This is a genomic window from Microbacterium flavum (genome assembly GCF_018717645.1).
GTDB classification, from domain to species: Bacteria; Actinomycetota; Actinomycetes; order Actinomycetales; family Microbacteriaceae; genus Microbacterium; species Microbacterium flavum.
Map to the genome: position 1 here is coordinate 155,308 of NZ_JAFLHG010000002.1, position 24,262 is coordinate 179,569.

Genomic DNA, 24,262 nt, shown 5'->3' on the forward strand with positions numbered 1-24,262 from the left:
GGGAGCAAGGCGGCGTCAGCGGTGTTCGAACGGGTGCGCGGCGAGCTTGTCGAGGAGCCCGCCGTCGACGAGGCGCCGCGCGGCGGTGTCCGGCTTGCGGGCTGCCTGGTCGACGACGCACGCCCCGAACTCGGCCGCGAGGTCGCCGCGGGGGTGCGCGGCGAGCACCTCGCGGACGAAGCCCGCGGGGAGCGCGTCGGGGCGCGACCCCGAGATGTCGAGCGCGGTGGCGACCTCGAGCAGATAACCCTCGGCATCCACTGCCGGGTCGACGCTCTCCTGGTTGTGGCGGACGATCACCTCTCCCGCCCGCAGACGTCGCTGCGTCGGCCACCCCGCACCTGCCGTCACCGCCCCCGCCACGTGGCCTCCGGCGTGCTCGTAGGAGAGGCGGTGGTTGTCGAACTCCGGCACGGTACCGATGTCATGGAGGATGGCCGCGACGTAGAGGAGTTCGTGATCGATCCCGGCGATGCCGTCCACGCGGGCGAAGGCCTCGGCCCACAGCCAGGATCGGATCGCGTGCGCCGTGAGAGCGGGGGACTGGTACTCCCGAGCGAGCGCCAGCGCGCCGCGAGCGGCCGGAGTGTCAGGCGGGGAGAAGTCGGCGATCTGCACACCTCAGTGTCGCGCGGCATCGGCTCCCGCGAACGCCGTCGACTGCCGAGCGTCAGCGTCTTCCTGCCATCCCCCGTTCGGAGGAGTGCGCGGCGGCGTCGTCGGAGGCGCGGGCGGCGCCGGCGATGGGGGCCGTCAGCAGGGTGAGAGCGTTGTCCAGCAGCGCGACGGCGCCCTCGGCATCCACGCGGACGAGCGTCATCGCCGCGATGACGTGGGCGGTGCAGGCGGTGCCGAGGCAGGCGGATGCCTCAGAATCCAGCTCGGGACGCGCTGCCTCCACGCCGCGGGCGATGGCGAGGGCGAGCTCCCGCCGGTAGTCGCGGACGATGTCGCGGAGCGCGTCGTCGGCGCCGATCGGGGAGGTCGCGGTGTTCAGCAGCAGGCAGCCGTGGGCGGCGAGGGGGAGTGCGTGATCGGCCATCACGCGTCGGAGGCCGTGCAGGTAGCCCGCGAGGGCGTCGGATGCCACGTGCTGCGCCTGCAACGGCGCCAGGCGGGGCCGCACGACCTGGTCGAGATACGTCGTCACGGCGGCGTCGAAGAGGCCGCGCTTGCTGCCGAAGCTGTGGTAGATGCTCGAGCGGCTGAGACCGGTCGCCTGCTCGAGATCCGGCACGGCCGCGCCGTCGAATCCGTGGTCCCAGAACACGCCGAGGGCGGACCTGGCCGCGTCGGCTTCATCGAACGTCCGTGTCCGTCCCATTCCGTCCTCCCGTTTGCGTAACGTCCATTCCAGTATATATTGGAACGGCTGGTCCAATAACCGGCATCCGTCACCGCATCTCACCCACGACAACTCCCGAGAAGAGCAGCCATGATCGTCGCAGGCCTCATCGTGACCGCGCTCGCCGCCGCGCTGCACGTCTACATCTTCTGGATGGAGTCGCTCGCATGGGACGGTCCACAGGCACGGAAGACGTTCGGCGTCCCGGATTCCGAACGCGAGGCGACGCGCGCCTTCGCGTTCAACCAGGGCTTCTACAACCTTTTCCTCGCGATCGCCGCGATCCTCGGTGTCATCGTGACGACCGCGGGCGCACCTGCCGTCGGCCTCACGCTCGCGTTGACCGCAACCGGTTCGATGCTCGCGGCGGCGCTCGTCCTCCTGCTGAGCTCGCCGGACAAGCGGCGCGCGGCCGTGAGCCAGGGCACGCTGCCGCTTCTGGCGGTCCTCGCCCTCGTCATCGGCATCCTCGTCTGAGCCGCCCCCTGCGCTCGATCCGACTCCGCCCCCGACCCCCGACCCCCCGACTCCCCGACCCCCCGACCCCCGAAGGACATCCCCATGCGCGCACTCATCCACGACTCGTTCGGCGACCCGGCCGAGGTCCTGCACGTCGTCGACGTCGACACCCCCGAGCCCGGCCCCGGCCAGGTGCGCGTCCGCACCCTCCTCAGCCCGATCCACAATCACGATCTCTGGACGATCCGCGGCACGTACGGGTTCCGGCCGGAGCTTCCCGCTCGCGCGGGGACGGAGGCCGTCGGCTTCGTCGATGCGCTGGGTCAGGGCGTCGAGACCCTTCACATCGGCCAGCGCGTCGTCACCGGGGGGACGTTCGGCGTCTGGGCCGAGTTCTTCGTCGCGCCCGCCGCGGCGCTGATCCCCGTGCCGGACGCGATCGACGACGGTGCGGCCGCGCAGCTCGTCTCCATGCCCTTCAGTGCACTCAGCCTGCTCGACTCGCTCGACGTGGAGCCGGGACAGTGGATCGCGCAGAACGCGGCGAACGGGGCCGTCGGCCGGCTCGTCGCCCAGCTGGCCGCCGCGCGCGGCGTCCGGGTCCTCGGACTCGTCCGTCGCGGGGAGGGTGTCTCCGAACTCGCCGCCGCGGGGATCGCCGACGCCGTCGCGACCGACGAAGACGGGTGGCAGGGTCGTGCGCTCGCGATCACCGGCGGAGCACCGGTCGTCGACGGCGTCGACTCAGTGGGAGGATCGGCGAGCGACGACGTGCTGTCGCTGCTGGCTGAGAATGCCACGCTCGTCGTGTTCGGCGCCATGGCAGCCCCGACGATGCAGCTCTCCTCGGGGCGCGTCATCTTCGGTCAGATCACCGTGAAGGGCTTCTGGGGGAGCAAGGTGAGTCAGGCGATGGACCCGGGCGTGCGCGCCGGCCTGATCGGGGAGATCCTCACGCGCGTAGCCGAAGGGTCGTTGGACCTGCCCGTGGCCGCCGTGCACCCGTTCGAGGATGCCTCCGGCGCTGCTCGCGCGAACGTCGAGCCCGGCCGCGTCGGAAAGCTCCTCCTGCAGCCCTGACCATCAGCCTGCGACGGGCTCGATCGGGGTGACGACGCGCGCGGACCCGTCCCAGTGGCGCAGCCCCTCGCCGACCCCGGCGAGGGGTGGGCCTTCCTCGCCAGGGTCGGCGAGCAGGGCCAGCGCGTCGTCGAGAGCGCTCAGACGGAGGCGTCGCGCGAGGGTGACATGCGGCATCCACTCTCCGGGGGAGGTGTGGAAGCTCTCCGGAGGGTTTCGGCGTTCGGGAGGACGGATCGCGGGGAATCCGCCCTCCCGAGTGCCGATCTCCTCCCGAATGCGGGCCTCGGCCGCGCTGTGGACGGTCGCCTGCAGCATCCGGAGCTCCGGGGTCGGAACCACCCGCCGGGCGAGGACCCCACGGTCACCGTGGGCGAAGACGATGGGCTCGGCCAGCAGGATCGTCACCGGCAGCAGCGCCGCGGCGCCCGCGAAGGCCGTCGCGCGGGGCGCGTGACGACCGGCGGGGCGCGCGAGCAGCGTGAGATGCGGCCGGTTGCTCGGAGCGCGATGCGCCGCGAGGCTCGAGTGCCCCGCGGCGGCGAGGCGCTCCCAGTCGGCGCGCACCACGGACTCCGTCTCCGCGTCGAAGAGCAACTCGATGCTGACGACATCCGCCATGTTCCGACGCTACGCCTCGGGCGGGAAGATCCGCCGCAGGACGAGGCGCTGGCCGAGGGTCCACGCTACGGTCGTGAGCAGGTAGATCCCCGCGGCGAGCGGGACGAAGACCGCCGCGACCGCCGTCATGAACTGCAGCGCGCCGAGGAGCCCCGCGGGAACCGCCGGGACCGCGGGATCCGACCCGCCCACCCCGCCCGACCCGCCCACCCCGCCCGACCCGCCCACCCCGCCCGACCCGCCCGCACCCGTCCGGGGCGCGGCGGATGCCGCGGGGCGGAACATCCGCCGGGTGAGCTCGCCCACCGCGGCGATCGCCAGGACGACGGCGCCGATCACCGTCCAGGTGGCGACGCTCGCGCCGCCGGATGCGACGGCGCCGGCCAGGCTCGTGCCGAGCGGCACGCCGAACAGCGTCTCGGAGAGGAGACCGTTGGGGTGGCCGGCGATCGCCGGGTGCAGGAACACCGAGTACAGGAGCCCCACGATCGGAGCCTGGATCAGAAGCGGGAGGCATCCCGCCCACGGCGACGCGCCCTCGGCGCGGTAGAGCGCCATCGTCTCGCGCTGCAGCCGCTCACGGTCGGCGCGGTGACGCTTCTGCAGCTCGCGAAGGCGCGGCGCGAGCCGGGCGCGGGTCCGGTCTGCCTTCGCCTGGGCGACGCCGGCCGGGATGAGGGCGACCCGCACGACGAGGGTCACGATCGTGACCGCGAGGGTCGCCGACAGCGGTCCGGCGAGCGGTCTGAGGGCGGAGATCAGGGCCAGGAGGCCGGCGGAGGTGGCATCGAGCAGGGCAGAGATCAGGGGCAGTGCGGTGAGGTCCACGGGGCATCCGTTCGTCGGAGCGATCAGGGTCGGCTGATCGGCCGCGAAGGGATGCCGGGGCGCGGGCCCGGGCGGATCGACGCTACGCGGCCGGTGCCGCCCGGCCGGGACCGCGACGAAGGATGTGCCCGGCCGCGTCGGGGTCGCTCTGGGTCAGCGGCGCCGCGAGCTCGGCGCGGCGTGTGGGATGCCCGCGCGCGCCTCGAGGTCGCGCGGGGGCGGCGAGGGCGATGGCCGTCACGGCGAGGACCGCGACGGCGACCAGGACGACGGTGAGGGCGGCGAGCGAACCCGTCAGGCCGGGATCGATCGGCGTGAGGATGCCGAGCCACGCGGCGACCTCGCGGAGGAACCCGATGACCGTGTCGATCATGCCGTTCCCCCTTCCCTCCCGACGATGGGGCCAGTGTACGCCGGGCGATCCGCCGACGCCTCAGTCGCTGAGGCGTCGGTAGCGCTGCAGGCGGCGCAGGCCCGCGGCATCCGGCCGCTCGACCGGCACGGCGGAGACCGCCTCCATCCGCCGCTGTGCATCGACGGCGTCCAGATGAAGTCCGATCGCGACGAGCTCGCCGACGGCGGGCGGGTCGGGGAGCGGCGCGATGTGGACCGTTCGGCCGACGAGGTTCACGAGGTAGCCGCGCTCGGCCCGCGGTCCGCGGACCCGCACGCGGCCCTTGAGGCGGTAGGCGCCCGCGGGCGGATCCTCCAGCAGATCGATCAACGCGGTCGGATCGACGGAGCCGGCCAGAGCCACGCTCGCAGCGTGCGCGTGTTCGTGGTCAGGGTGCTCGCTCGGGCGCCCGTGATGAGCCCGCTCGGCCTCCTCGCGCACGAGCGCGGCGATCGGCAGCTCGTCATCGGGATCGTCCTCACGAACGGCATCGAAGACGAGCGCCGGATCGATGCGGCCCTGCCGGGAGAGGGCGAGCTGCGCATGCGGATTGCGCTCGCGAACGCGCTCTGCGATGCGCTGCAGGGTCGCCGTTCGTTCGGCGCGGGGGAGCAGATCGCTCTTGCCGATCACGACCAGCGTCGCCGCGCCGTACCGGGCGGGCGGCTCGGGCCGGGTGTCGATGGTGCGGAAGTGCTCGACCGCGTCGATCACGTCGATGAGGCCGCCCGGGCGCACGCGCTCCACTCCGCTGAAGCGGATCACGCGTGCGAGAGCCGCCGGGTCGGCGACGCCGCTGGCCTCCACGAGGATCACGTCCAGACGCAGCCGCGGATGCGCGAGTCGCTCCAGGGCGTCGTCGAAGCCGCCGGCGTCGGGCAGGCAGCACAGGCATCCGCCGGAGATGCCCGCGGCATCGTCGACCTGACCCGTCACGAGGGCCGCGTCGACGTTCAGTGCGCCGAAGTCGTTGACGACGACCCCGATCCGGGCCCCCGGCGTGCGCAGGAGATGATTCAGCAGCGAGGTCTTGCCCGCTCCGAGGTGGCCGGTGATCGCGACCACGGGCACGCGCCCGAAGCGTCCGACCGCGGGGTCCCGGTGGGGCATGGCGTGGTCACCCGTTTCCGTCGGCGCTGCGGTGTGGATCTCAGTCTAGTGAGAACGATTCTCGCCGAGGGCCGGCGCCAGCGGCGCCGGCGCCAGCGCCAGCGGGGGCAGCGTCAACGGCAGCCGCAGAGGCAGCGTCACTCGCGGGAGTACGCGGACGCGCGGGCGATCTGGTCGGGCGTCAGCGCGACCCCGGTGTACAGCGCGAACTGACGCGCCGCCTGGAGGGCGATGACCTCCGCCCCCGTGATCGTCTTGCGCCCCGCCGCGCGGGCGGCCCGGATGAGCGGCGTCTCCGCGGGGAAGGCGACGACATCCATCACCGTCGTCGCCGCATCGATCTGCTCCGGAGTGAAGGAGAGCACGTCGGCATCCGACCCGTTCATGCCCAGCGGCGTGACGTTGACGATGATCGCCGCACCGGGGGCGGGGTCCGTCGGCGTCCAGGCGTAGCCGTAGGCGTCGGCGAGCGCGGGGCCGCGGTCCGCGTTGCGCGCGACCACCGTGACGTCGTCGAACCCGGCGCCCCGGAAGGCCGCCACGACCGCTTTCGCCATGCCCCCGGAGCCGCGGACGAGGACGCTGTCCGCCGGGTCCAGCGCGTGCTCGGCGAGAAGGGTGGCGATCGCCTCGTAATCCGTGTTGTAGGCGGTGAGGATCCCGTCGTCGTTCACGATCGTGTTGACGGAGTCGATCGCGGATGCCGAGGCATCCATCTGATCGACGAGGGCGATCACGTCCTCCTTGAACGGCATCGAGACCGAGGTTCCGCGGATGCCGAGCGCGCGCACGCCGGTGATCGCTCCGACGATGTCCGTCGTCGTGAACGCCTTGTAGACGAAGTCGAGTCCGAGCTCGGCGTAGAGGAAGTTGTGGAACCGGGTGCCGAGGTTCGAGGGGCGGCCGGCGAGCGAGATGCAGAGCGTGGTGTCTTTGGACAGCGTGTTCATGAGGGGCTTTCCGGTTCGGGTGAGGTCGTCCGCGGGCGTCGTCGGAGCGCGTAGGTCGTGTCGTACCAGTGTGCACGCACCGGCGAGGTCAGCGCGCGAGCGCGGCGTCGAGCTCGTCGAGGATCCGGGCGCAGGCATCCACGTCCTCCGGCGTGCCGGACAGCTCGAACTCGAACAGCACGGGACGCCCGGATGCCGCCGCGAGTTCCCGCGCGGCAGCCTGGTAGTACTCGCCGAAGTTGCGGTTGCCCGAGCCGATGATCCCGACGAGGCGACGGCGATTCGCGGGCGACCGCAGGAACGCCTTCACCGGGGCGGGAAGGGTCACCTCGTCGGCGTTCCCCGCCTTGTAGGAGGGGGTCAGCAGCACCCAAGGTGCCTCGACCTCGCGGCGGCGCACCGCGGCATCCGCCAGATTGTGCACCTCGCGTCCGGTCTGCGCGGCCAGGTGCTCGGCGAACCGGCCGGTCAGATTCGAGACCGACGAGTAGTAGTAGACGGGAACGGATGCCACCCACCCAGTGTGCGCCGCGCAGGGGCGGACCGCGCGGCTCGGTGGCCGGAGGAAAGTGCGCTCCGGAGTCGCACCGGGACCCACCCGGATCGGTGCGCCTCAGCCGAGCCCGCCGCCCCACGCGCGCTCGATCGGGATCGCGCGGCCGAGGACGTTCTCGGCGGCGCGGTGCCCTGAGCACAGAGCCGCGGTGACGGTGGCCGGGTCGTCCGTCCAGGTGGCCTCGCCGGCGAGGTGGAGCACACCGCCCACGGGGGTGGCGAGCGCGTCGTGATCGGAGGTGCGCGATCCGAGGGTCATGTACGCGTACGACCCGTGACCGGCGAACGGATCGTCCTGCCAGTCGGTGCGCTGCACGGCGACCGGCCCGGGGATCCCCGGGCCGTACAGCCGCCGGAGCTGGGTCATGATCGAGCCGACGACCTCGGCATCCGACCAGTCCCGCGTCGCCCGCGCGGCCGGGCCGGCGGCGAAGGTGAGCAGCGTCGGTCCGCCGTGGAGCGCGGTGAGGTCGTACCAGGAGTGCCACCACGCGCCCTCCGGTCCCTGTTGACGGATGGCGTAGACGTCGTCGTCCCAGAACCGCTCGGCGAAACGGAGGAAGATCTTCTCGAACGCGTTCATGCGCAGCCGCGACAGCGGTTCGGCGACCTCGGCAGGCAGCGGGGGCTCGATCGAGAAGTCCGCCGACTGCAGCACCCCGACCGGCACCGTGATGACGATGTCCCGAGCGGCGAAGGGGCCGCGATCGGTCTCGACGTCCACACCGTCCGGGCGCCACTCGACCCGGGTCGCGACGGTCGACAGTCGCACGTCGAGGCCGTCACTCCGCCCGTCCGCCAGTCCCCGCGCGAGTGCGTCGTACCCCTCGGGGAAGACGACCTCGTCGCCGGCGATCTGATCATCGTCGAGGCCGTGCGCCGCGAGATCCTCGATCCACGCGCCGTACTGCTCCTCGCTGCGATGCTCGAGGTACTCCCGCACGCGCTGCGCGCGCTCTCCGTCCCAGCCGCGAGCGGCGCCGACGGCGGCGAGAGCGACCTCGGTGACGTCGCGGTAGGAGGCGTCGGGGGCGGATGCCTCGATCGCCGCGGCCATCGCGGCATCCACCGCATGGATGTCGGCGACATAGCGGGCCGCGTCCTCGGCGGAGAGCCGGACGCCCGTGGGCGCGTAGTGCGCGATGGGGCGACTGTCGGGCTGGTACCCGCCGACCGTGAACTCGATCATCGGCATGCCGAAGGCGCTCGAAGCGTCGAAGACCGGCGCGTCCAGGATGCCGTGGATCCAGGACGCGCCCCGGTCGGTGACGAAGCCGCCCGTGCGGTCGGTCCAGACGCGGCCGCCGATCCGGTCCCGCGCTTCGAGGACGACGACCCGGCGGCCGGCGCCGGCGAGCAGGCGCGCCGCCGTCAGCCCGGCGATGCCGGCGCCGATGACGATCGTGTCGATGTCGGTCATGGGCGGCGTCTCCTTCGACGGCTGAGCGGGCGGGAACGGGCGGATGCTAGAGATGGTGGGCGTCGAGCCAGGCCATGAGCGACGGCAGTGCGAGATAGGCGATCGTCCCGTGGTCGGCGCCGGAGATCGGATGGAACTCGACGTCGATCCCGATCGCCTGCTCCTGGGCGACCAGGTCCTCGGTCGCGGTCGGCACGACGAGCGTGTCGTCGAGGCCCTGCGCCACGAAGAGGGGAGCGGAAAAGGACACGCCGCCCGCCGAGTTCTCCTGCAGGATGCCCGCCCACGGCTGCACCTTCGCCGGGTCGGCGGTGACGAAGTGCCCGACGACCGGATCACCGATCTCGTGCAGCCTGCCGATGTTGGCGAGCAGGCACAGCTCGTTCATCTGCGGCAGGATCTTCTGCGCCCCGGGCGTCAGGATGCTCTCGATCGTCGCGCCGCGGTCGGCGTAGACCTGCGCGTAGGCGGCGAAGGCGTACGACCCGATCGTCACGCCGGAGATGTCGTTGATGTGGTCGCTGAGAAGCGCGGTGAGATCTGCCGCCGGGGCGGCGACCGCGACGCCCTCGATGGCGAGCTCCGGTGCGTACTCCGGCGCGCGCTGCGCCGCGAAGAGCACGGCCTGCCCACCTTGGGAGTGCCCCCAAAGGACGACGCGGTCCGACGCATGCGCCGCGGGCAGGTGCTGCGCGGCACGCACCGCGTCGAGAACGGCGTTGCCGCCGGTGTCGCCCACGAGGTACGAGTCGGGGCCGTCGGTGCCCATGCCGACGTAGTCCGTCGCGGTGATCGTGTAGCCGCGGTCGAGGAGCAGGCGCATGCCCTCGATCAGGGCATAGGGGTCGAAGCTGCGAGAGGGCGCGCAATCGACGGAGGCTCCGGTGGTCGGATGCCCCCAGGAGAGCACGGTGCGCCCGCCCGCGGGCGCGGGGCCCAGCGGGGTCACCACGATGCCCGTCGAGACGACCGGCTCGCCGCGCAGGTCGGTCGTCCGGTACATGACGCGCCACGCTCGTGCGTCGAAGGGGACGCCGACGAGCTCTTCGCTCCGGATGACCGTGCCCGCCGCGCCGTTCAGAGCGCCCGCGGGCTGGTCGTAGAACGCGGCGAGGTTCCGCTGCTCGATGGCATCCCCGACCACGCGCGCCTCGCCGACGGCGACGAACCCGCCCACGATCGCGAGCGTCGCGGCGAGGAAGGCGGTCCAGGTGCGGCGCCGCCCTGCGCGACGCTGGGCACGTTCCGCCGTCGTTGCCATACCCGGAGCCTACTGGGAGCAGGCGGGATCTTGTGTGGTCAGACCACATGTGCCATACTGAGGTCAAGACAGGCCCGAGAGCCCCTCGGACCCGGAAAGCGATGACGCGGACACCGTGTCCGCGCCGGGTAGGAGAACCCCCATGTCCACCTCGATCGATGCTCTGGTCGACGGCGCGCAGGCAGCGCTCGCAGAGTACGCATCTTTCACCCAGGAGCAGGTCGACCACATCGTCAGGAAGGCGTCGGTCGCCGCCCTCCACCATCACGGCGACCTCGCCGTCATGGCGGTCGAAGAGACCCGGCGCGGCCTCTTCGAGGACAAGGCCGTCAAGAACATGTTCGCGTGCGAGCACGTGACGAACTCGATCATCGGCCAGAAGACCGTGGGCGTCATCTCGCACGACGAGATCACCGGCATCACGGAGATCGCCGACCCGGTGGGGGTCATCTGCGCGCTGACGCCGGTCACGAACCCCACCTCGACCGCGATCTTCAAGTCGCTCATCGCCCTGAAGACCCGGAACCCCATCGTCTTCGGCTTCCACCCGTCGGCGCAGAAGTGCTCGGTCGCCGCCGCGAAGATCGTCCGCGACGCCGCCGTCGCCGCCGGCGCCCCCGAGAACTGCATCCAGTGGATCGAGGAGCCGTCGATGGAGGCATCCGGCGCCCTGATGAACCACCCCGGCGTCGCACTCATCCTCGCCACCGGCGGCAACGCCATGGTGCGCGCCGCCTACTCGTGCGGCAAGCCGGCCCTCGGCGTCGGTGCGGGCAACGTCCCCGCCTTCATCGAGCGCACCGCCAAGGTCGGCCGCGCGGTCAACGACATCGTCCTGTCCAAGTCGTTCGACATGGGCATGGTGTGCGCGAGCGAGCAGGCGGTCATCCTCGACGAGCCGATCGCCGCCGAGGCCCTCGCCGAGTTCGCCCGCCTGCACGCCTACACGGTGACCCCCGACGAGAAGCGGATGCTGGAGGAGTTCATCTTCGGCGTCACCGCGAACAGCGAGAACTGCGCCGGCGCGAAGCTCAACCCGGCGGTCGTGGGCCAGAGCCCGCAGTGGATCGCCGAGCACGCCGGCTTCACCGTCCCCGAGGACACCTCGATCATCCTGGCCGAGGTCTCCGGCGTGGGGCCGCACGAGCCGCTGACGCGTGAGAAGCTCGCGCCCGTGCTCGCGGTGCTCCGTGCGTCGAGCCCGGCCGAGGGCATCGACCTGGCCCGCCAGATGGTCGACTTCGACGGGCTCGGACACTCCGGTGCCATCCACTCGAACGATCAGGACGTCATCGCCGAGTTCGGCAGGGTCGTCAAGGCGGTCCGCATCATCGAGAACAGCCCGTCGGCGCTCGGCGGCATCGGCGACATCTACAACGCCTTCATGCCCTCCCTGACCCTCGGCTGCGGGTCCTACGGCCACAACTCGGTCTCCAACAACGTCTCGGCGGTGAACCTCGTGAACGTCAAGCGCATCGGTCGTCGGAACAACAACCTCCAGTGGTTCAAGATCCCCGCGAAGACCTACTTCGAGCCCAACGCCATCCGCTACCTCAGCGACATGCGCGGGGTCGAGCGCGTCACGATCGTCACAGACGAGACCATGACGAAGCTCGGGTACGTCGACAAGATCATGGACGTCCTGAACCGCCGCGAGAACCGCGTCCAGGTGCAGCTCATCAACACGGTCAAGCCCGAACCGAAGGTCTCCGAGGTGCGCGCCGGTGCCGAGCTGATGCGCCAGTTCCAGCCCGACACGATCATCGCGCTCGGCGGCGGGTCTCCGATGGATGCCTCGAAGGTCATGTGGCTCCTCTACGAGAACCCCGAGGTGGAGTTCTCCGACATGCGCGAGAAGTTCTTCGACGTCCGCAAGCGCGCCTTCAAGTTCCCCGAGCTCGGCAGGCTCGCGAAGCTCGTCTGCATCCCGACGACCTCGGGGACGGGCTCGGAGATGACGCCGTTCGCGGTGATCACGGACGACGAGACGGGGATGAAGTACCCGCTCGCCGACTACGCGCTGACCCCGTCGGTCGCGATCATCGATCCGGTGCTCACCCGGGTGCTCCCCGGCTTCCTCGTCGCCGATGCCGGTTTCGACGCTCTCACCCACGCGACCGAGGCGTACGTCTCCGTCTACGCCAACGACTACACCGACGGGCTGTGCCTGCACGCGATCAAGCTGATCTTCGAGAACATCGAGCGGTCGGCGAAGGCGCAGCCGAATTCGACGGATGCCGAGGACGTCAAGGCGCGCGAGAAGATGCACAACGCGGCATCCATCTCGGGAATGGCGTTCGGCAACGCGTTCCTCGGGATCGTCCACGCGATGGCCCACGTCACGGGGGCCACCTACCACCTGGTCCACGGCCGGACGAACGCGGTGTACCTGCCGCATGTGATCCGCTACAACGGCAGCGTGCCGACGAAGCTCACGAGCTGGCCGAAGTACGAGCGCTACGTCGCCCCGGAGCGCTTCCAGGAGATCGCGAAGCACCTCGGCCTTCCGGCTGAGACGCCCGAGGAAGGTGTGGAGAGCTACGCCCGCGCCGTCGAGGAGCTGCGCGATCGCGTCGGCATCGAGCGGTCGTTCCAGGCCCAGGGTGTCGACGAGACGACCTTCATCTCCGGTCTGCACGACCTCGCGATGGCGGCCTACGGCGACCAGTGCGCTCCCGCCAACCCGCGGATGCCGATGATCGAGGACATGAAGACGCTCATGGAGGCGGCGTACTACGGCACGTCGTTCGCGGAGGTCCGGCGGGCGCGCGCGGGCGCCGAGGTCGAGAGCGATGCCGTGACCGGCAGCGTCACGACGGTGTCCGCGAAGACCGCGAAGGGCGCGCGTCGGACGAAGACCACCGCCTGAGCGACGATCGCCGCCTGAACGGCGGAGCGAGCTCGAAGGGGGCCGGGGGAGCATACCCGGCCCCCTTCGTCGCGCCTGCGGGGTTCCAAGCCGCGGGTGACGACATTCGCAGCTATCGACGGTCCTGCGGGCATCGCTCAGACGGCGGGGGAGGCGTCGCCTTCGCGTGCGGCCCGTCGCGATGGGCGACGGACCCGTCTTTCTCCTCGTCAGGTTGCGGATCTGTCGTCGACGTCGCCAGTGGATACGGTGCATCGTCATCGTGGCCTCGCCCCGACGGGGTGAGGAGTCGGGGAGCCGGGGGCGTCGCACCGTCACACAGAAGTTCGAACGGCGCGCACCGCTTGGGACGCCACCGTGATGGCTCGAGGCGGACGGCGGCGGGAGGCTGGGCACCGCGTAGTGGATCACTCCAGTCACATACGTCACAACACGTATATTTGCGAACGATCCGAACAATTTTCACGTAAGTCTCAGAATCTCCATTGACAACAATATGAGAGAACTCTCATGATGTGATCCGGAGAGGGTCGCCCGTCCTCGAGATGAGCCTCCCTGTCCTCTCAGCACACTTCCCGGAGCCCCGGAGCCCCGAGATCCCCCCGCACGTGCGCCTCCCCCCGGAGTACGTTCGGCGTGCCTGAGTGACCTGCACATCCCCCCAAGGAAAGGCACGCTCATGCGTAGCATCAAGAACTATGTCGAGGCGGTGAAGGCCCGTCGCGAAGAGAACGGCGACGAAGGCTTCTCCCTGATCGAGCTCATCGTCGTCGTCGTGATCCTCGGCATCCTCGCCGCGATCGCGATCCCCGTCTTCCTTGGTCTTCAGGACCAGGCGAAGCAGAGCGCTCTCGAATCGATCGTCGGAAACGGGGCGTCCCAGACTGCGTCTGACATCGCGCAGGGCAACGAGGATGACATCACGGCAAACCTGACCGCTCTCGCCGCTCAGAGCGACGCCCAGCTCTCCGGGATAAAGCTAACCAACACAGGCACGACTGCGATCGACGGCTACTGCGTCTCGGGCGTTGTGGACGGCCTCACCACGGCTACCTCCGGCCCCGGCTGCTGACAATCCCGCCCGATCAAGGCCGGCCCGATCACCGCGCGGGCCGGCCTTGACCATCCTCTGATTCTCCGACCGTCCGCCCCGCCCCCCGGAGGTGCTGCGTGTCCCGACGCGCAGACGACGGCCTCAGCCTCGTCGAAGTCATCATCGCGATGTTCCTGCTCGCGCTGCTGTCCCTCGCCGTCCTGCCCCTGCTCATCGGAGGCGTCTCCCTGAGCGTCACCAACCGCGACGTCGCCGCGGCGACGGCCATCGCGAACGACCGGGTCGCCGCGCTGCGTCTCGGCTACCCCATCGCGGCGGCCACGACCCGCACCTGCACATCGCTGACGGGTGACCTCTCCGCGATGGCCGCCTCGAACGTCAACGGCTCGACCCTGTCCCTCCGGGCCGCCCCCGTCATCGACAGCGGGGAGACCCTCGCGTGTCCCCCCGGCGCGGCGAAGTATCCGCGAGCGGTTCTCGTGACCGTCGTCGTGGCGGATGCCGACGGCACGCTCGCCGAGGTCCGCACCCGCATCACCGTCGGAGCCGAGAAGTGATCCCCACGCACCCCCACGACGAGGACGGCATGACCCTCGTCGAGCTCATCGTCGCGGTCGTCGTGGCCGGCCTCGTCCTCGCTGTGGTCTCGATCGCTTTCGTCAACGGGATGATCGCGCAGCGCGACGGCGTCTCCCGAGACGCGGCGACAGGAAAGGTCAACGTCGTCGCGAGCAGCCTGTCGACGTCCATCCGCAACGCCACGACCGTCCGTGTGGCGCCAGACGGCGCGCGCGCCGACGCCACCTACGTCGGGCCCGACGGGAAGGCCGAGTGCCGCGCCTGGGCCCTCGTGAAGGATGCCGACGGCCGGACTGTCCTCGCGTACCGGGCCGACGCGAGCTCCGCCCCGAAGCCCCTGCCTCCGGCGGACCAGAGTTGGGGGGTGTTGGCAACCGACGTGACCGGCACCCTGACCGGTGGCAAGCTGTTCGCCAGTACGGACGGCAAGAACCTGAAGTGGGGGATGAGGATCCGCGTCGATGTCGACGCGGACGACCACATCGACGTCGCGGTCGCAGACGGCGCCACCGCTCAGGCGGTCCACGGAGGAGTGCCCACATGCTGACTCGAGGAGCGAGACGTTCCATCGCGGGTGAGGAGGGCTCCGCCCTCGTGACGGTGCTCATCGTCATGAGCATCCTGACGATCGCGGGTCTCACGCTCGCCGCGATCGTCGTGAACACGGCCGGAATGGTGGCCGACACCCGCAGCACCGCGCAGTCGCGCGCCGCCGCCGACGCGGGCCTGGCGCAGGCGCTCGTCCTCGCGACGCGCGATAAGGACATCTGCGATGACGTGCCGGTCGAATCCCAGCCCGTCGTGGGAGATCTGGGTGCGGGCTCGACCTACTCCGTGGCGCGGGACTGCTCCGTCACCGGCAGCGCGGTCTACACGTCGACCGGCCGCGGTCCCGGCGGCGCCGTCACGAGGACGCAGGCCGTCTACTCGTACGTTCCGACCCCGGCCGTCGTGAAAGAGCCGGCCCTCGTCACGCGCGCACCGCTCAACCTGAGCGCACTGAAGATCCGTGCCGTCGACCCCGCCAACCCGGCGAGTGTCTGGGTCATCCCCGACACCGGCATCTCGGGCGACTTCACCTGCAACTCCGGGGGAGCGATCGCGGGATCGGTCTACCTCCCCGCCGGCATGGTCCTCGGCGTCGGCGGGTGCGAGGTCACCGGCGATGTCTACGCGGAGCGCGACGTGACCGTCGGCACGGGCACCAAGATCCACGGCAAGGTCGTCTCGTTGAGCGGCAAGGTGAAGGTGTCGGGCGGCAGCCCGATCGATGGCGGTGTGTACGCGAAGGGCGACGTCACGCTCGACAGCGGCGCGATCGTCCATGGAGACGTCGTCTCCTCGGCCGGCAGCGTCACCACGACGGGTGGACTGACGATCGACGGCAGCATCTACGCGAAGAACAACGTCGTCGTCACCGGCGCGAGCAACAAGTTCGTCCAGAGCATCTACGCGGGCGCCAATCTCACGGTGAGCGGCGGGGCCCCGATCGCCCGCGACCGGATCATGTACGGCGGAGCATTCACGTACCCGCACAGCGGCGAACGCGCCTGGGCGGTGTCCTCCGTCGAGCGGACCACCCTCCAGCCGGTCGTCGCCCTGCCCAAGCTGCCGAACGCTCCCGAATGGCAGGGCATCACGCAGTCCGACATCGATTCGCTCGTCACGAGCGGCGCGTTCGAGAAGATCACCTGGTCCGGTGCATGCGCGTATGCCTGGTGGCCGGAGCACGAGATGGTCGCGAAGATCCGGGCGCTCACGAGGCCGACGGTCATCGACGCGACCCGCTGCTCGCAGCTCATGATGGAGCAGTTCAGCGGGACGACCGCGATCAAGACCGACATCGTCTTCGTCGCCCCGTCCTTCGCCGTCACCGATCAGAAGTTCAGCTCGGCCGACGCCAAGCCGCACCGCATGTGGTTCATCTCTCCCGAATCGCCCGGGCGCGACTGCTCGAAGGTCCCGCCTATCAGCATCAAAGGGACGAGCATGCTCCCGACCGGCGGGAAGTCCCCGATCTCGGCCATGATCTTCACGCAGTGCACCGCGAACTTCCCCAACGGCGGCGAGGACTGGCAGGGCTCCGTGCAGGCGGGCACGATGACCGGACAGCCCAACTACTGGTACACCCCGGTGGGGTTCCCCGGCAGCAAGGCGCCCGGCGACGATACGACCCCGGGCCCGGGCGCAGCGGCGACCCTCGGCACGCTCGTCTCCCGATACGACGTGACGCCGTGAGCGCCCTCACCCCCGCCGCAGCGGTCTTCCTGATGGTCGTCGCCGGACTGTTCGGCCTCGTGATCGGCTCATTCCTCAACGTCGTGATCGCCCGCGTGCCCGCAGGGATCCCGCTCGTGCGCGAGAGCCGGTGCCCCTCCTGCGCCGCGCCGATCCGCGCCTGGCAGAACGTGCCCGTCCTCTCCTGGCTGGTCCTGCGCGGGCGATGCGCGAGCTGCGACGCGCCGATCTCGCCGCGTTACCCCCTCGTGGAGCTCGCGACGGGCGCCGCCTTCGTCGGGGTCGTGTGGTCCGCGCTCTCGACGCGGCAAGAACTGCCGACCGCTGCGGCCGTGCTCGTCACGACCGCCTACCTCTCCCTGGCGTCCGTGAGCATCGCGCTCGCGCTCATCGACCTCGACACGCACCGTCTCCCCGATCCGCTGGTGCTGCCGGGCTATCCCGTGCTCGCCGTGCTCTTCGCCGCGGCGTGCCTGTGCGGAGCGCCCTGGGAGGCGCTGCTGCGAGCTGCGATCGCGGGCGTGGCGATGTTCGCGTTCTACTGGCTGCTGCGCGCGATCCGGCCCGGAGGAATGGGCGGGGGAGACGTCAAGCTGGCCGGTGTCCTCGGCGTTGCGCTCGGGTGGATCAGCTGGGGTGCGGTCATCGTGGGCGCCTTCGCCGCGTTCCTCCTGGGCGGTCTCGTCGGCATCGCGCTCATGGCGTTCGGCCGCGCCACACGGAAGAGCGCCATCCCGTTCGGACCGTTCATGCTCGCCGGCGCGTGGATCGGCATCGTCGCGGGGGACGCCCTCTCCCGCGGATACCTGGGACTGCTCGCCGCCGGCTGATCCGCCCGGCGAGACACGAAGAAGGAAGAGGAGATCATGGCGAAGACGATCGTCGGGCTCGAGATCACCGAAGAGGGTGTCCGAGCCGCCGAGGTGACGACCGGGAAGACCCCCACCATCGTCGCTTACGGCGCGGTTCCGCTGCCCGCCGGGGCGGCGAAGGACTCCGAGGTGTTCGACACCGACGCCGTCGTCCTCGCCATCCGTCAGCTCTGGTCCCGCGCCGGCATCACGGCGAAGAAGGTCGTCCTCGGGATCGGCAGCCGCCGGATCCTGGTGCGCGACTACACGACCCAGGCGATGCGTCCCGAGCTGCTCGCGCAGGCGCTCCCTTTCCAGGTGCAGGATCTCCTCCCCGTGCCCGCGGATCAGGCGGTCCTCGACTTCTACCCCGTCTCACAGGACGGCGATCAGGTGACGGGACTCCTCGTCGCGGCGGTGGCCGAGACCGTCGAGGATCTGGTGGCCACCGTCTCCGGCGCGAAGATCGACGTCGAGGTCGTCGATCTCGCGCCGTTCGCGCTCGCGCGCGCGATCTCGAGGGTCGCCAGCGCCGGGGAGACCGTTGCCGCCCTGCACCTCGGCGATCACACGAGCTACGTCGTCGTCGTCCAGAACGGGATCCCGCGGTTCGTCCGGATCATCCCGGCCGAGATCATGACGGCGGCCGTGCGTGCGCACGCAGAGGCGGTCGGCGATGCGGACGCGCCCGCGTTCGACGAGGTGCTGGAGACCGTGCCCTCGACCGCCGACGGCCCCCGCCTACGCCGTTCGGGAGCGCGCGGGACCGCGCAGCCCGCCGCGGGGATGTCCCGGTCGGCGATCGATGACATCGTGAACCGCCTGGGCAGCACGCTGCGGTTCTACGGCGACCGGTCGCTCGACGCCCCGGTGACCAGGGTGCTGCTCAGCGGCGCCGGTGCCGCCGTGGACGGCATCCCCGCGGCGCTGTCGGCGAGCCTGCCGATTCCGGTCCAGATCATCGGCGCGTCCGGCGTCTTCGACTCTCGGCGGGGGTTCGACGGTCCGGATGACGATCTGAACCTCATCACCACCGCCGCGCTCGCCCTCGAAGGAGACCGCTGATGGCCTTCGCGTCGCCCACGCTGCCCATCGGCGGCGCACCGCGCGTCAACCTGCTCCCGCGCGCCGTCACCGAACGCCGGGAGCGCGTCGCTCTGCTGCGCCGATGGGGGATGGGCCTTCTCGGAGTGGTCGCGGTCGTCGTGCTCGCCGCCGCGGGAGCCTTCGCGCTCCAGGTGGCTGCCGCGCAGCGCCTCGCCAGTGAGAACGCGCGCACCACGGACCTGCTCTCACGGGTCGCCGCGCTGCAGCCCGTCAGCCAGAAGCTGACGCTCGAGCGCGAGCTGAACGCATTCCGCTCCGAGGCGATGGGCACCGATCTGACGTGGGCCGATGTCCTCGGCACCGTCCGAGCCACGCTCCCGGCAGGCGTCGCGGTGTTCGAGTACACGCTCCGGCCCGGGGCGCTCGTCGACACCGAGGACGCGGCCCCCGCGGCCGGCGTGGCGGGCACCGTGAAGTTCTCCAGCGGCACCCCGACCGACATCGTCGGCCTCATCCGGTCGATCCGTGCGCTCCCGGGCGTGCTGGCGGCGGATGGATGGAGCTACACGCTGAGCGGCGATGAGTATCAGTACGAGCTGCGCGTCATTCTCGATCAGTCGGTCTACACCGGGACCTACACGCAGGAGGCGGACCAGTGACCCTCAACCGGCAGCTCATCACTCTCGCCGGGGTGCTCGTCGCCGCCGTCGTCCTGGCGCTCGGGCTCGCCCTGATCGCCGCGCCGATGTTCTCCCAGGCCCAGGCGCTCGATGCGAATACCCGCCAGGTGACGCAGACCAACGCCACCTACCAGGCGCAGATCGACGCCTTGAGCCTCGCCGAGAAGAACATCGCCGACACGGATGCCGCAGTGGCGACCCTGCGCACGCAGATCGCCGCGATCCCCGCGCTGGACGACATCTACGAGATCGTCGGCGCGGTCGCCCAGAGCCAGGACGTGCGTATCGAGAGCATCACCGCGGAGGATCCGGCGCCGTTCGTACCGCGGGACACGCTGGATGCGGACGGGACGGCCGTCGCCGCGCCGACGCCGACGCCGGCGGCAAGCCCGTCCGAGGACGGCGTGGATGCGGCGGCGACCGCCCCGGCGCCGCCGTCGTCCGCCGCAGACGCGCCGCAGCAGCAGGTCTCCGTCAAGATCGTCGTCGACCTGTCTCAGCCCTACGCCCTGCCCGCCGCCGATGCGGCGCCGCCCGCGCTGGACGACGCCGCCGATCCCGCCGCTGTGCGAGCTGCGGCGACGGAGCGCGCGATGAAGGCGGCCGCGTTCGTCGATGCGCTCGGGAAGGGGCCGCGGCTCGTGGCCCCCGTCGATGTCGCCTACGCCGACAGCACGCTCACCGTCCAGCTCCTCACCTTCATCCGCACGGAGGACCCGCGATGACCCCGGACACCGCCCCGCTCGCGGGCCTGCTCGCGATCGCGAAGCGCGCCCGCGCATCCGATGTGCACCTCACCGCGAACCACCCGCCTCTGATGCGCGTCGACGGCGACCTGGTCGCGATCCCCGGCCATGAATCGGCGACGACCCAGAACTGGCTGGAGAGCGCGGTCGGAGGCATCCTGTCGAATGGCCAGGTCGCCGAGTTCCGTCAGAACGGCGAGGTCGACCTCTCGATCACCGTCCCGGACGTCGCCCGATTCCGCGTCAACGTCTTCCGCCAGCTCGGCGAGGTGGCCGCCGCGATGCGATTCATCCCCGACACGATCAAGAGCTTCGAGGAGCTCGGCGTTCCGCAGATCGCCGCCGACCTCGTCGGGAAGCCACGCGGTCTCGTGCTGGTGACCGGCCCCACGGGGTCGGGGAAGTCCACGACCCTGGCGTCCATGATCGATGTCGTCAACCGCACGAAGCCCGCGCACATCGTGACCGTGGAGGACCCGGTCGAGTTCGAGCACACGAGCAAACGCGCGCTCATCCACCAGCGCGAGATCGGGAGCGACACGGCGTCCTTCTCCGAGGCCCTGCGCCGCGTGCTCCGCCAGGACCCCGACATCATCCTGATCGGCGAGCTCCGCGACCCCGAGTCGATCTCGACGGCGCTCACCGCCGCCGAGACCGGCCACCTCGTGCTCTCGACGCTCCACACCCAGAGCGCGGCGAAGTCCATCAACCGCATCGTCGACGCCTTCCCGTCCGACCAGCAGAACCAGGTGCGCACCCAGCTGGGCGACACGCTGCGCGGCATCATCACGCAGACGCTCCTCCCGCGCGCCCAGAGCGCGGGCCGCGTCATCGCGACCGAGGTCCTCGTCAACACCCCCGCCATCGCGAACCTCATCCGAGAGGGCGAGATCAGCCAGATCTACTCCATGCTGCAGGCCGGCGGCGCGATCGGCATGCACACGCTCGACCAGGACCTCAAGCGCCTCGTCGAGTCCGGGACGATCTCCCTCGCGCTCGCGAAGGAGATCGCGGATGACCCGCGCACCTTCGACGAGGCGCGCGTACGCCCGGCGGACTACGACGCGGAAGCCTGGACGATGCACGCCTCGGAGCGCCAGTCGGCGGGGTGGGCGGGCTGATGTCGCTCATCGAGGAGTACACGTACCGCGCCGTCGATGCGACCGGCGGGGCCATCGTCAAGGGCAGCATCGAGGCCTCGAGCGAGAGCGCGGTCGCGGCGAAACTGCGCGCGCAGGGGCTCACTCCGCTCGAGGTCGCCCTCACCTCCAAGACGGGGCTCAACCGGGAGATCTCGATCCCGGGTCTCCAGAAGCGTGTGAAGGTCGATGTCCTCGCCGTCTTCGCCAAGCAGATGGCAGGGCTCATCAACGCAGGCCTGCCCCTCATGCGGACCCTGTCCATCCTCATCGAGCAGGCCGAGGACAAGACGCTCCGCGAAGCCCTCGTGCGGGTCCATGCCGCGGTGGAGTCCGGAACGGCGTTCTCGGGTGCCCTCGCCCAGCACCCCGACGTGTTCCCGCCGCTCCTGGTGTCGATGGTGCGGGTCGGCGAGTCGGGCGGCTTCCTGGGGCAGGCGCTCACGACGATCGCGGAGACCTACAAGGAGGAGTCCGAACTCCAGCAGAAGATCACGTCCGCGACCACCTATCCCCTCATCGTCCTGTCGATCGCGATCCTCGGGGTCATCGCGATGATCACCTTCGTCGTCCCCGTCTTCAAGGGGATGTTCGAGAATCTCGGCTCCGAGCTCCCCCTGCCGACCCAGATCCTGGTCACGCTGTCCAACAACATGCTGTGGATCCTCCCGCTCACGATCATCGGCGGCATCGCGTTCTGGTTCTGGTGGGTGAGGAACCGCACGACAGACAGGGTGCGTCGGGTGGTCGACCCGCTGAAGCTCCGGATGCCGGTGTTCGGGCCGCTCGCGACGAAGATCGCCGTCGCGCGCTTCAGTCGGGGACTGTCGATGATGCTCAAGGCCGGCGTGCCGCTGGTGCAGGCACTGTCGATCGTCGGTGCGGCATCCAACAATCACCGGATCGAAGAGGCCGTCCGACGCGTCCAGGAGTCGGTGAAACAGGGCAAGTCGTTCTCCACGCCGCTGGCGAAAGCAGAGGTGTTCCCTCCGATGGTCTCGCAGATGGCTGCCGTCGGCGAGGAGTCCGGGACGCTTCCCGACATGCTCGCCTCGATCGCCGATTTCTACGAGGGTGAGGTGAAGACGGCGACCGAGCAGCTCACGAGCGCGATCGAACCGATCCTCATCGTCGCGATCGGCATCATCATCGGCGGGATGGTGATCTCGCTCTACATGCCGATCTTCTCGATCTACGGCGAGCTGGGGAAGTCGGGCTAGATCGAGACGCGCAGGACTTCCTCGATCGTCGTCACGCCCTGCTGGACCTTGCTGAAGCCGTCCTCGCGGAGGGACACCATTCCCTCGGAGATCGCGACGGCGCGCAGCTCGGTTCCGGTCGCATGCGCCACGACGAGCTTCTCGAGCTCCTCCGACAGAGTCATGACCTCGTGCAGCGCCACGCGCCCCTTGTACCCCGTTCCGGAGCACTGCGCGCACCCGGCGGCGCGATAGAGCACCGGGGGATCGGCCGGGTTGTGCGGGAAGCGCAGCGATGCGAGGACGTCGCCCGACTCGCGATACGGCTCGCGGCAGTTCAGGCACAGCCGTCGCGCCAGCCGCTGGGCGACCACAGCGGCCAGCGCCGTGCCGACGAGGAACGGCTCGCATCCCATCTCCGTGAGGCGTGTGAGAGCCGACGGCGCATCGTTGGTGTGCAGGGTGGACAGGACGAGGTGCCCGGTGAGGGCCGCCTCGATGGAGATCGTCGCCGTCTCCTCGTCGCGGATCTCGCCGACGAGGACGACATCGGGATCGGAGCGCAGGATCGAGCGCAGTGCCGCCTGGAACGTCATCCCGGCGCGCGCGTTGACCTGGACCTGGTTGATCCCCGCCATCCGGTATTCGACCGGATCCTCGACGGTGATCACGTTGATCCGGGGGTTGGCGACGGCGTTGAGCGCCGTGTAGAGCGTCGTCGACTTGCCCGACCCGGTGGGTCCGGTGACGAGCACCATCCCGTGCGGGCGGGTGATGGCTCCCATGAACCGCTTCTCGTTGATCAGCGAGAAGCGCAGATCCGACAGCGACAGGGACTGGGCGGTGTTGTCGAGGATGCGCATGACGATCTTCTCGCCCCAGACGGTCGGCAGGGTCGCGAGACGGAGGTCGATCTGTCGCCCGTCGTGATGCACCGACAGGCGTCCGTCCTGGGGCTTGCGCCGCTCGGCGATGTCGATGGCCGCCATGATCTTCAGTCGTGAAATCACGCCGTCCTGGATCGCCCGGTCGGCGCGCTGCATCTCGTGGAGGACGCCGTCGATGCGGTAGCGCACGAGGAGCTGCTTCTCCCCGGGCTCGATGTGGATGTCACTGGCGCGGTCGTTGATCGCCTGGCTGATGAGGAGGTTGACGAAGCGCACGATCGGGGCGTCGTCGACCGATTCCTCGATCGATTCGGTGCCGGGGATGCCGTCGGCGGCGGCGATCTCCCCGATCTGCTCCGAGAGGTCGCTGAGCTCTTCGTCGGAGCGCAGGTAGCGGCCGAAGGCGGCGATCAGCGCGTCGGCGGCGACGACCACCGGCCGGATGTTCAGTTCCGTCGCGGTCGTGATGTCGTCGATCGCGATGAGGTCGGTCGGATCGACCATCCCGACGGTGAGGCTCCGGCGACCGCGTTCGAGGGGGATGACGTGATAGCGACGGCACAGTGTCGCGGGGATGGCGCCGATCGTCTCCGCGGAGAGCGTGGCGGTGGTGAGGTCGACGAACGGAAGACTCGTCTGGTCGGCGATGCCGACGGCGATCTGGTTCTCGGTGGCCAGGCGTGCGTCCACGAGTCGGTGGCGAAGCTCGGGTCCGTCGCCGTATTGGGCGACGGCGTCCCACATGTCCTCGGCACGCACGGCCCCGGACCTCACGAGCGATTCCGCGAGTCCTTTCACGGTGGTTCCTCTCCCCATCCGTATCCTATGCGGCTGCCGTGACGGGTGTGAATAGTGATATCCCTGATATCCGTGAGTCGGATGCGGCTCCTGATCACGGTGATCGATCCGGCCGCTGTCAAGACCCCCGCGCCAGCTCGGGCGGGCCCCTA

The 24,262-nt window shown here is 70.2% G+C and carries 24 protein-coding genes; 13 read left to right on the forward strand and 11 right to left on the reverse strand.

The genetic code is table 11. The annotated features are described in order from the left end of the window. Positions 1–15: 15 nt before the first annotated feature. Both J0P97_RS02775 and J0P97_RS02780 read right to left on the reverse strand, forming a co-directional pair. Entirely contained in the window at positions 16–618 is a 603-nt protein-coding gene (locus tag J0P97_RS02775; RefSeq protein ID WP_215486248.1) for an HD domain-containing protein, read from the reverse strand. A 52-nt stretch (positions 619–670) separates the two neighbouring features. After that, complete coding sequence (locus J0P97_RS02780; protein WP_215486249.1) at positions 671–1,324, reverse strand: TetR/AcrR family transcriptional regulator; 654 nt, start codon at positions 1,322–1,324, stop codon at positions 671–673. Positions 1,325–1,435: 111 nt separating this feature from the next. Here J0P97_RS02780 and J0P97_RS02785 point away from each other — a divergent pair, with 111 nt between their 5' ends. Together J0P97_RS02785 and J0P97_RS02790 are read left to right on the forward strand one after the other, a co-directional pair. Further along, positions 1,436–1,822: a DUF1304 domain-containing protein gene (locus J0P97_RS02785; protein WP_215486250.1), complete on the forward strand. Its 387-nt coding sequence runs from the start codon at positions 1,436–1,438 to the stop codon at positions 1,820–1,822. An 84-nt stretch (positions 1,823–1,906) separates the two neighbouring features. After that, positions 1,907–2,884, forward strand: a complete 978-nt coding sequence (locus tag J0P97_RS02790) for a zinc-binding dehydrogenase (RefSeq protein WP_215486251.1) — start codon at positions 1,907–1,909, stop codon at positions 2,882–2,884. 3 nt (positions 2,885–2,887) lie between these two features. Here the strand turns inward: J0P97_RS02790 and J0P97_RS02795 are convergent, their stop codons facing one another. The 8 genes from J0P97_RS02795 to J0P97_RS02830 form a co-directional block, all read right to left on the reverse strand. Next, positions 2,888–3,505 (reverse strand): 2'-5' RNA ligase family protein, encoded by a 618-nt coding sequence (locus tag J0P97_RS02795; protein ID WP_215486252.1) that lies wholly within the window; start codon positions 3,503–3,505, stop codon positions 2,888–2,890. A gap of 9 nt (positions 3,506–3,514) precedes the next feature. Continuing rightward, positions 3,515–4,333, reverse strand: coding sequence for a YidC/Oxa1 family membrane protein insertase (locus J0P97_RS02800; protein ID WP_215486253.1), 819 nt, complete (start codon positions 4,331–4,333; stop codon positions 3,515–3,517). A gap of 82 nt (positions 4,334–4,415) precedes the next feature. Further along, on the reverse strand, positions 4,416–4,706 hold the full coding sequence (locus J0P97_RS02805; protein WP_215486254.1) for a hypothetical protein: 291 nt from the start codon (positions 4,704–4,706) through the stop codon (positions 4,416–4,418). Positions 4,707–4,766: 60 nt separating this feature from the next. Next, positions 4,767–5,837 (reverse strand): CobW family GTP-binding protein, encoded by a 1,071-nt coding sequence (locus tag J0P97_RS02810; protein WP_215486255.1) that lies wholly within the window; start codon positions 5,835–5,837, stop codon positions 4,767–4,769. A 137-nt stretch (positions 5,838–5,974) separates the two neighbouring features. Further along, complete coding sequence (locus tag J0P97_RS02815; RefSeq protein ID WP_215486256.1) at positions 5,975–6,787, reverse strand: shikimate 5-dehydrogenase; 813 nt, start codon at positions 6,785–6,787, stop codon at positions 5,975–5,977. A gap of 88 nt (positions 6,788–6,875) precedes the next feature. Then, positions 6,876–7,301: a class Ib ribonucleoside-diphosphate reductase assembly flavoprotein NrdI gene (gene nrdI / locus J0P97_RS02820; protein ID WP_215486257.1), complete on the reverse strand. Its 426-nt coding sequence runs from the start codon at positions 7,299–7,301 to the stop codon at positions 6,876–6,878. A gap of 99 nt (positions 7,302–7,400) precedes the next feature. Continuing rightward, positions 7,401–8,762: a flavin monoamine oxidase family protein gene (locus tag J0P97_RS02825; protein ID WP_215486258.1), complete on the reverse strand. Its 1,362-nt coding sequence runs from the start codon at positions 8,760–8,762 to the stop codon at positions 7,401–7,403. Positions 8,763–8,808: 46 nt separating this feature from the next. After that, positions 8,809–10,023, reverse strand: coding sequence for a lipase family protein (locus J0P97_RS02830; RefSeq protein ID WP_215486259.1), 1,215 nt, complete (start codon positions 10,021–10,023; stop codon positions 8,809–8,811). 142 nt (positions 10,024–10,165) lie between these two features. On the opposite strand from J0P97_RS02830, the gene adhE reads away from it, so the two are divergent. The 11 genes from adhE (at position 10,166) to J0P97_RS02885 (ending at position 22,446) form a co-directional block, all read left to right on the forward strand. Then, a complete protein-coding gene (gene adhE / locus J0P97_RS02835) occupies positions 10,166–12,892 on the forward strand; it encodes a bifunctional acetaldehyde-CoA/alcohol dehydrogenase (protein ID WP_215486260.1) in 2,727 nt (908 codons plus the stop codon). Positions 12,893–13,571: 679 nt separating this feature from the next. Further along, positions 13,572–13,964, forward strand: coding sequence for a prepilin-type N-terminal cleavage/methylation domain-containing protein (locus tag J0P97_RS15725; protein WP_215486261.1), 393 nt, complete (start codon positions 13,572–13,574; stop codon positions 13,962–13,964). Positions 13,965–14,062: 98 nt separating this feature from the next. Continuing rightward, entirely contained in the window at positions 14,063–14,503 is a 441-nt protein-coding gene (locus J0P97_RS02845; protein ID WP_215486262.1) for a prepilin-type N-terminal cleavage/methylation domain-containing protein, read from the forward strand. Then, positions 14,500–15,072 carry a prepilin-type N-terminal cleavage/methylation domain-containing protein gene (locus J0P97_RS02850; RefSeq protein WP_215486263.1) on the forward strand — a complete coding sequence of 191 codons (573 nt, stop codon included), beginning with the start codon at positions 14,500–14,502 and terminating at the stop codon, positions 15,070–15,072. Before J0P97_RS02845 ends, J0P97_RS02850 begins: the two co-directional genes overlap by 4 nt. Further along, on the forward strand, positions 15,066–16,763 hold the full coding sequence (locus tag J0P97_RS02855) for a polymer-forming cytoskeletal protein (protein WP_215486264.1): 1,698 nt from the start codon (positions 15,066–15,068) through the stop codon (positions 16,761–16,763). Before J0P97_RS02850 ends, J0P97_RS02855 begins: the two co-directional genes overlap by 7 nt. Continuing rightward, positions 16,760–17,593: a prepilin peptidase gene (locus J0P97_RS02860; protein WP_282836763.1), complete on the forward strand. Its 834-nt coding sequence runs from the start codon at positions 16,760–16,762 to the stop codon at positions 17,591–17,593. The genes J0P97_RS02855 and J0P97_RS02860 overlap by 4 nt, the downstream gene beginning before the upstream one ends. A 36-nt stretch (positions 17,594–17,629) precedes the next feature. Beyond that, complete coding sequence (pilM, locus tag J0P97_RS02865) at positions 17,630–18,679, forward strand: pilus assembly protein PilM (RefSeq protein ID WP_215486265.1); 1,050 nt, start codon at positions 17,630–17,632, stop codon at positions 18,677–18,679. After that, a complete protein-coding gene (locus J0P97_RS02870; RefSeq protein WP_215486266.1) occupies positions 18,679–19,320 on the forward strand; it encodes a hypothetical protein in 642 nt (213 codons plus the stop codon). The genes pilM and J0P97_RS02870 overlap by 1 nt, the downstream gene beginning before the upstream one ends. Then, the gene (locus tag J0P97_RS02875; RefSeq protein WP_215486267.1) at positions 19,317–20,066 is read left to right on the forward strand and encodes a hypothetical protein; all 750 of its coding nucleotides are present in this window, start codon (positions 19,317–19,319) and stop codon (positions 20,064–20,066) included. Before J0P97_RS02870 ends, J0P97_RS02875 begins: the two co-directional genes overlap by 4 nt. Next, the gene (locus J0P97_RS02880; protein WP_215486268.1) at positions 20,063–21,208 is read left to right on the forward strand and encodes a type IV pilus twitching motility protein PilT; all 1,146 of its coding nucleotides are present in this window, start codon (positions 20,063–20,065) and stop codon (positions 21,206–21,208) included. The genes J0P97_RS02875 and J0P97_RS02880 overlap by 4 nt, the downstream gene beginning before the upstream one ends. After that, entirely contained in the window at positions 21,208–22,446 is a 1,239-nt protein-coding gene (locus tag J0P97_RS02885; RefSeq protein ID WP_215486269.1) for a type II secretion system F family protein, read from the forward strand. Before J0P97_RS02880 ends, J0P97_RS02885 begins: the two co-directional genes overlap by 1 nt. Here the strand turns inward: J0P97_RS02885 and J0P97_RS02890 are convergent. Further along, positions 22,443–24,110, reverse strand: a complete 1,668-nt coding sequence (locus tag J0P97_RS02890) for a GspE/PulE family protein (protein ID WP_282836765.1) — start codon at positions 24,108–24,110, stop codon at positions 22,443–22,445. The two genes, J0P97_RS02885 and J0P97_RS02890, sit on opposite strands and share 4 nt — an antisense overlap. Between the last annotated feature and the right edge of the window lie 152 nt (positions 24,111–24,262).

Coding starts and splice junctions, on each gene's coding strand:
- J0P97_RS02780 (WP_215486249.1), bottom strand. CDS start 1,324: ATGGGACGGACACGGACGTTCGATGAAGCCGACGCGGCCAGGTCCGCC.
- J0P97_RS02785 (WP_215486250.1), top strand. CDS start 1,436: ATGATCGTCGCAGGCCTCATCGTGACCGCGCTCGCCGCCGCGCTGCAC.
- J0P97_RS02790 (WP_215486251.1), top strand. CDS start 1,907: ATGCGCGCACTCATCCACGACTCGTTCGGCGACCCGGCCGAGGTCCTG.
- J0P97_RS02795 (WP_215486252.1), bottom strand. CDS start 3,505: ATGGCGGATGTCGTCAGCATCGAGTTGCTCTTCGACGCGGAGACGGAG.
- J0P97_RS02805 (WP_215486254.1), bottom strand. CDS start 4,706: ATGATCGACACGGTCATCGGGTTCCTCCGCGAGGTCGCCGCGTGGCTC.
- J0P97_RS02810 (WP_215486255.1), bottom strand. CDS start 5,837: ATGCCCCACCGGGACCCCGCGGTCGGACGCTTCGGGCGCGTGCCCGTG.
- J0P97_RS02815 (WP_215486256.1), bottom strand. CDS start 6,787: ATGAACACGCTGTCCAAAGACACCACGCTCTGCATCTCGCTCGCCGGC.
- J0P97_RS02825 (WP_215486258.1), bottom strand. CDS start 8,762: ATGACCGACATCGACACGATCGTCATCGGCGCCGGCATCGCCGGGCTG.
- J0P97_RS02830 (WP_215486259.1), bottom strand. CDS start 10,023: ATGGCAACGACGGCGGAACGTGCCCAGCGTCGCGCAGGGCGGCGCCGC.
- adhE (WP_215486260.1), top strand. CDS start 10,166: ATGTCCACCTCGATCGATGCTCTGGTCGACGGCGCGCAGGCAGCGCTC.
- J0P97_RS15725 (WP_215486261.1), top strand. CDS start 13,572: ATGCGTAGCATCAAGAACTATGTCGAGGCGGTGAAGGCCCGTCGCGAA.
- J0P97_RS02855 (WP_215486264.1), top strand. CDS start 15,066: ATGCTGACTCGAGGAGCGAGACGTTCCATCGCGGGTGAGGAGGGCTCC.
- pilM (WP_215486265.1), top strand. CDS start 17,630: ATGGCGAAGACGATCGTCGGGCTCGAGATCACCGAAGAGGGTGTCCGA.
- J0P97_RS02870 (WP_215486266.1), top strand. CDS start 18,679: ATGGCCTTCGCGTCGCCCACGCTGCCCATCGGCGGCGCACCGCGCGTC.
- J0P97_RS02880 (WP_215486268.1), top strand. CDS start 20,063: ATGACCCCGGACACCGCCCCGCTCGCGGGCCTGCTCGCGATCGCGAAG.
- J0P97_RS02885 (WP_215486269.1), top strand. CDS start 21,208: ATGTCGCTCATCGAGGAGTACACGTACCGCGCCGTCGATGCGACCGGC.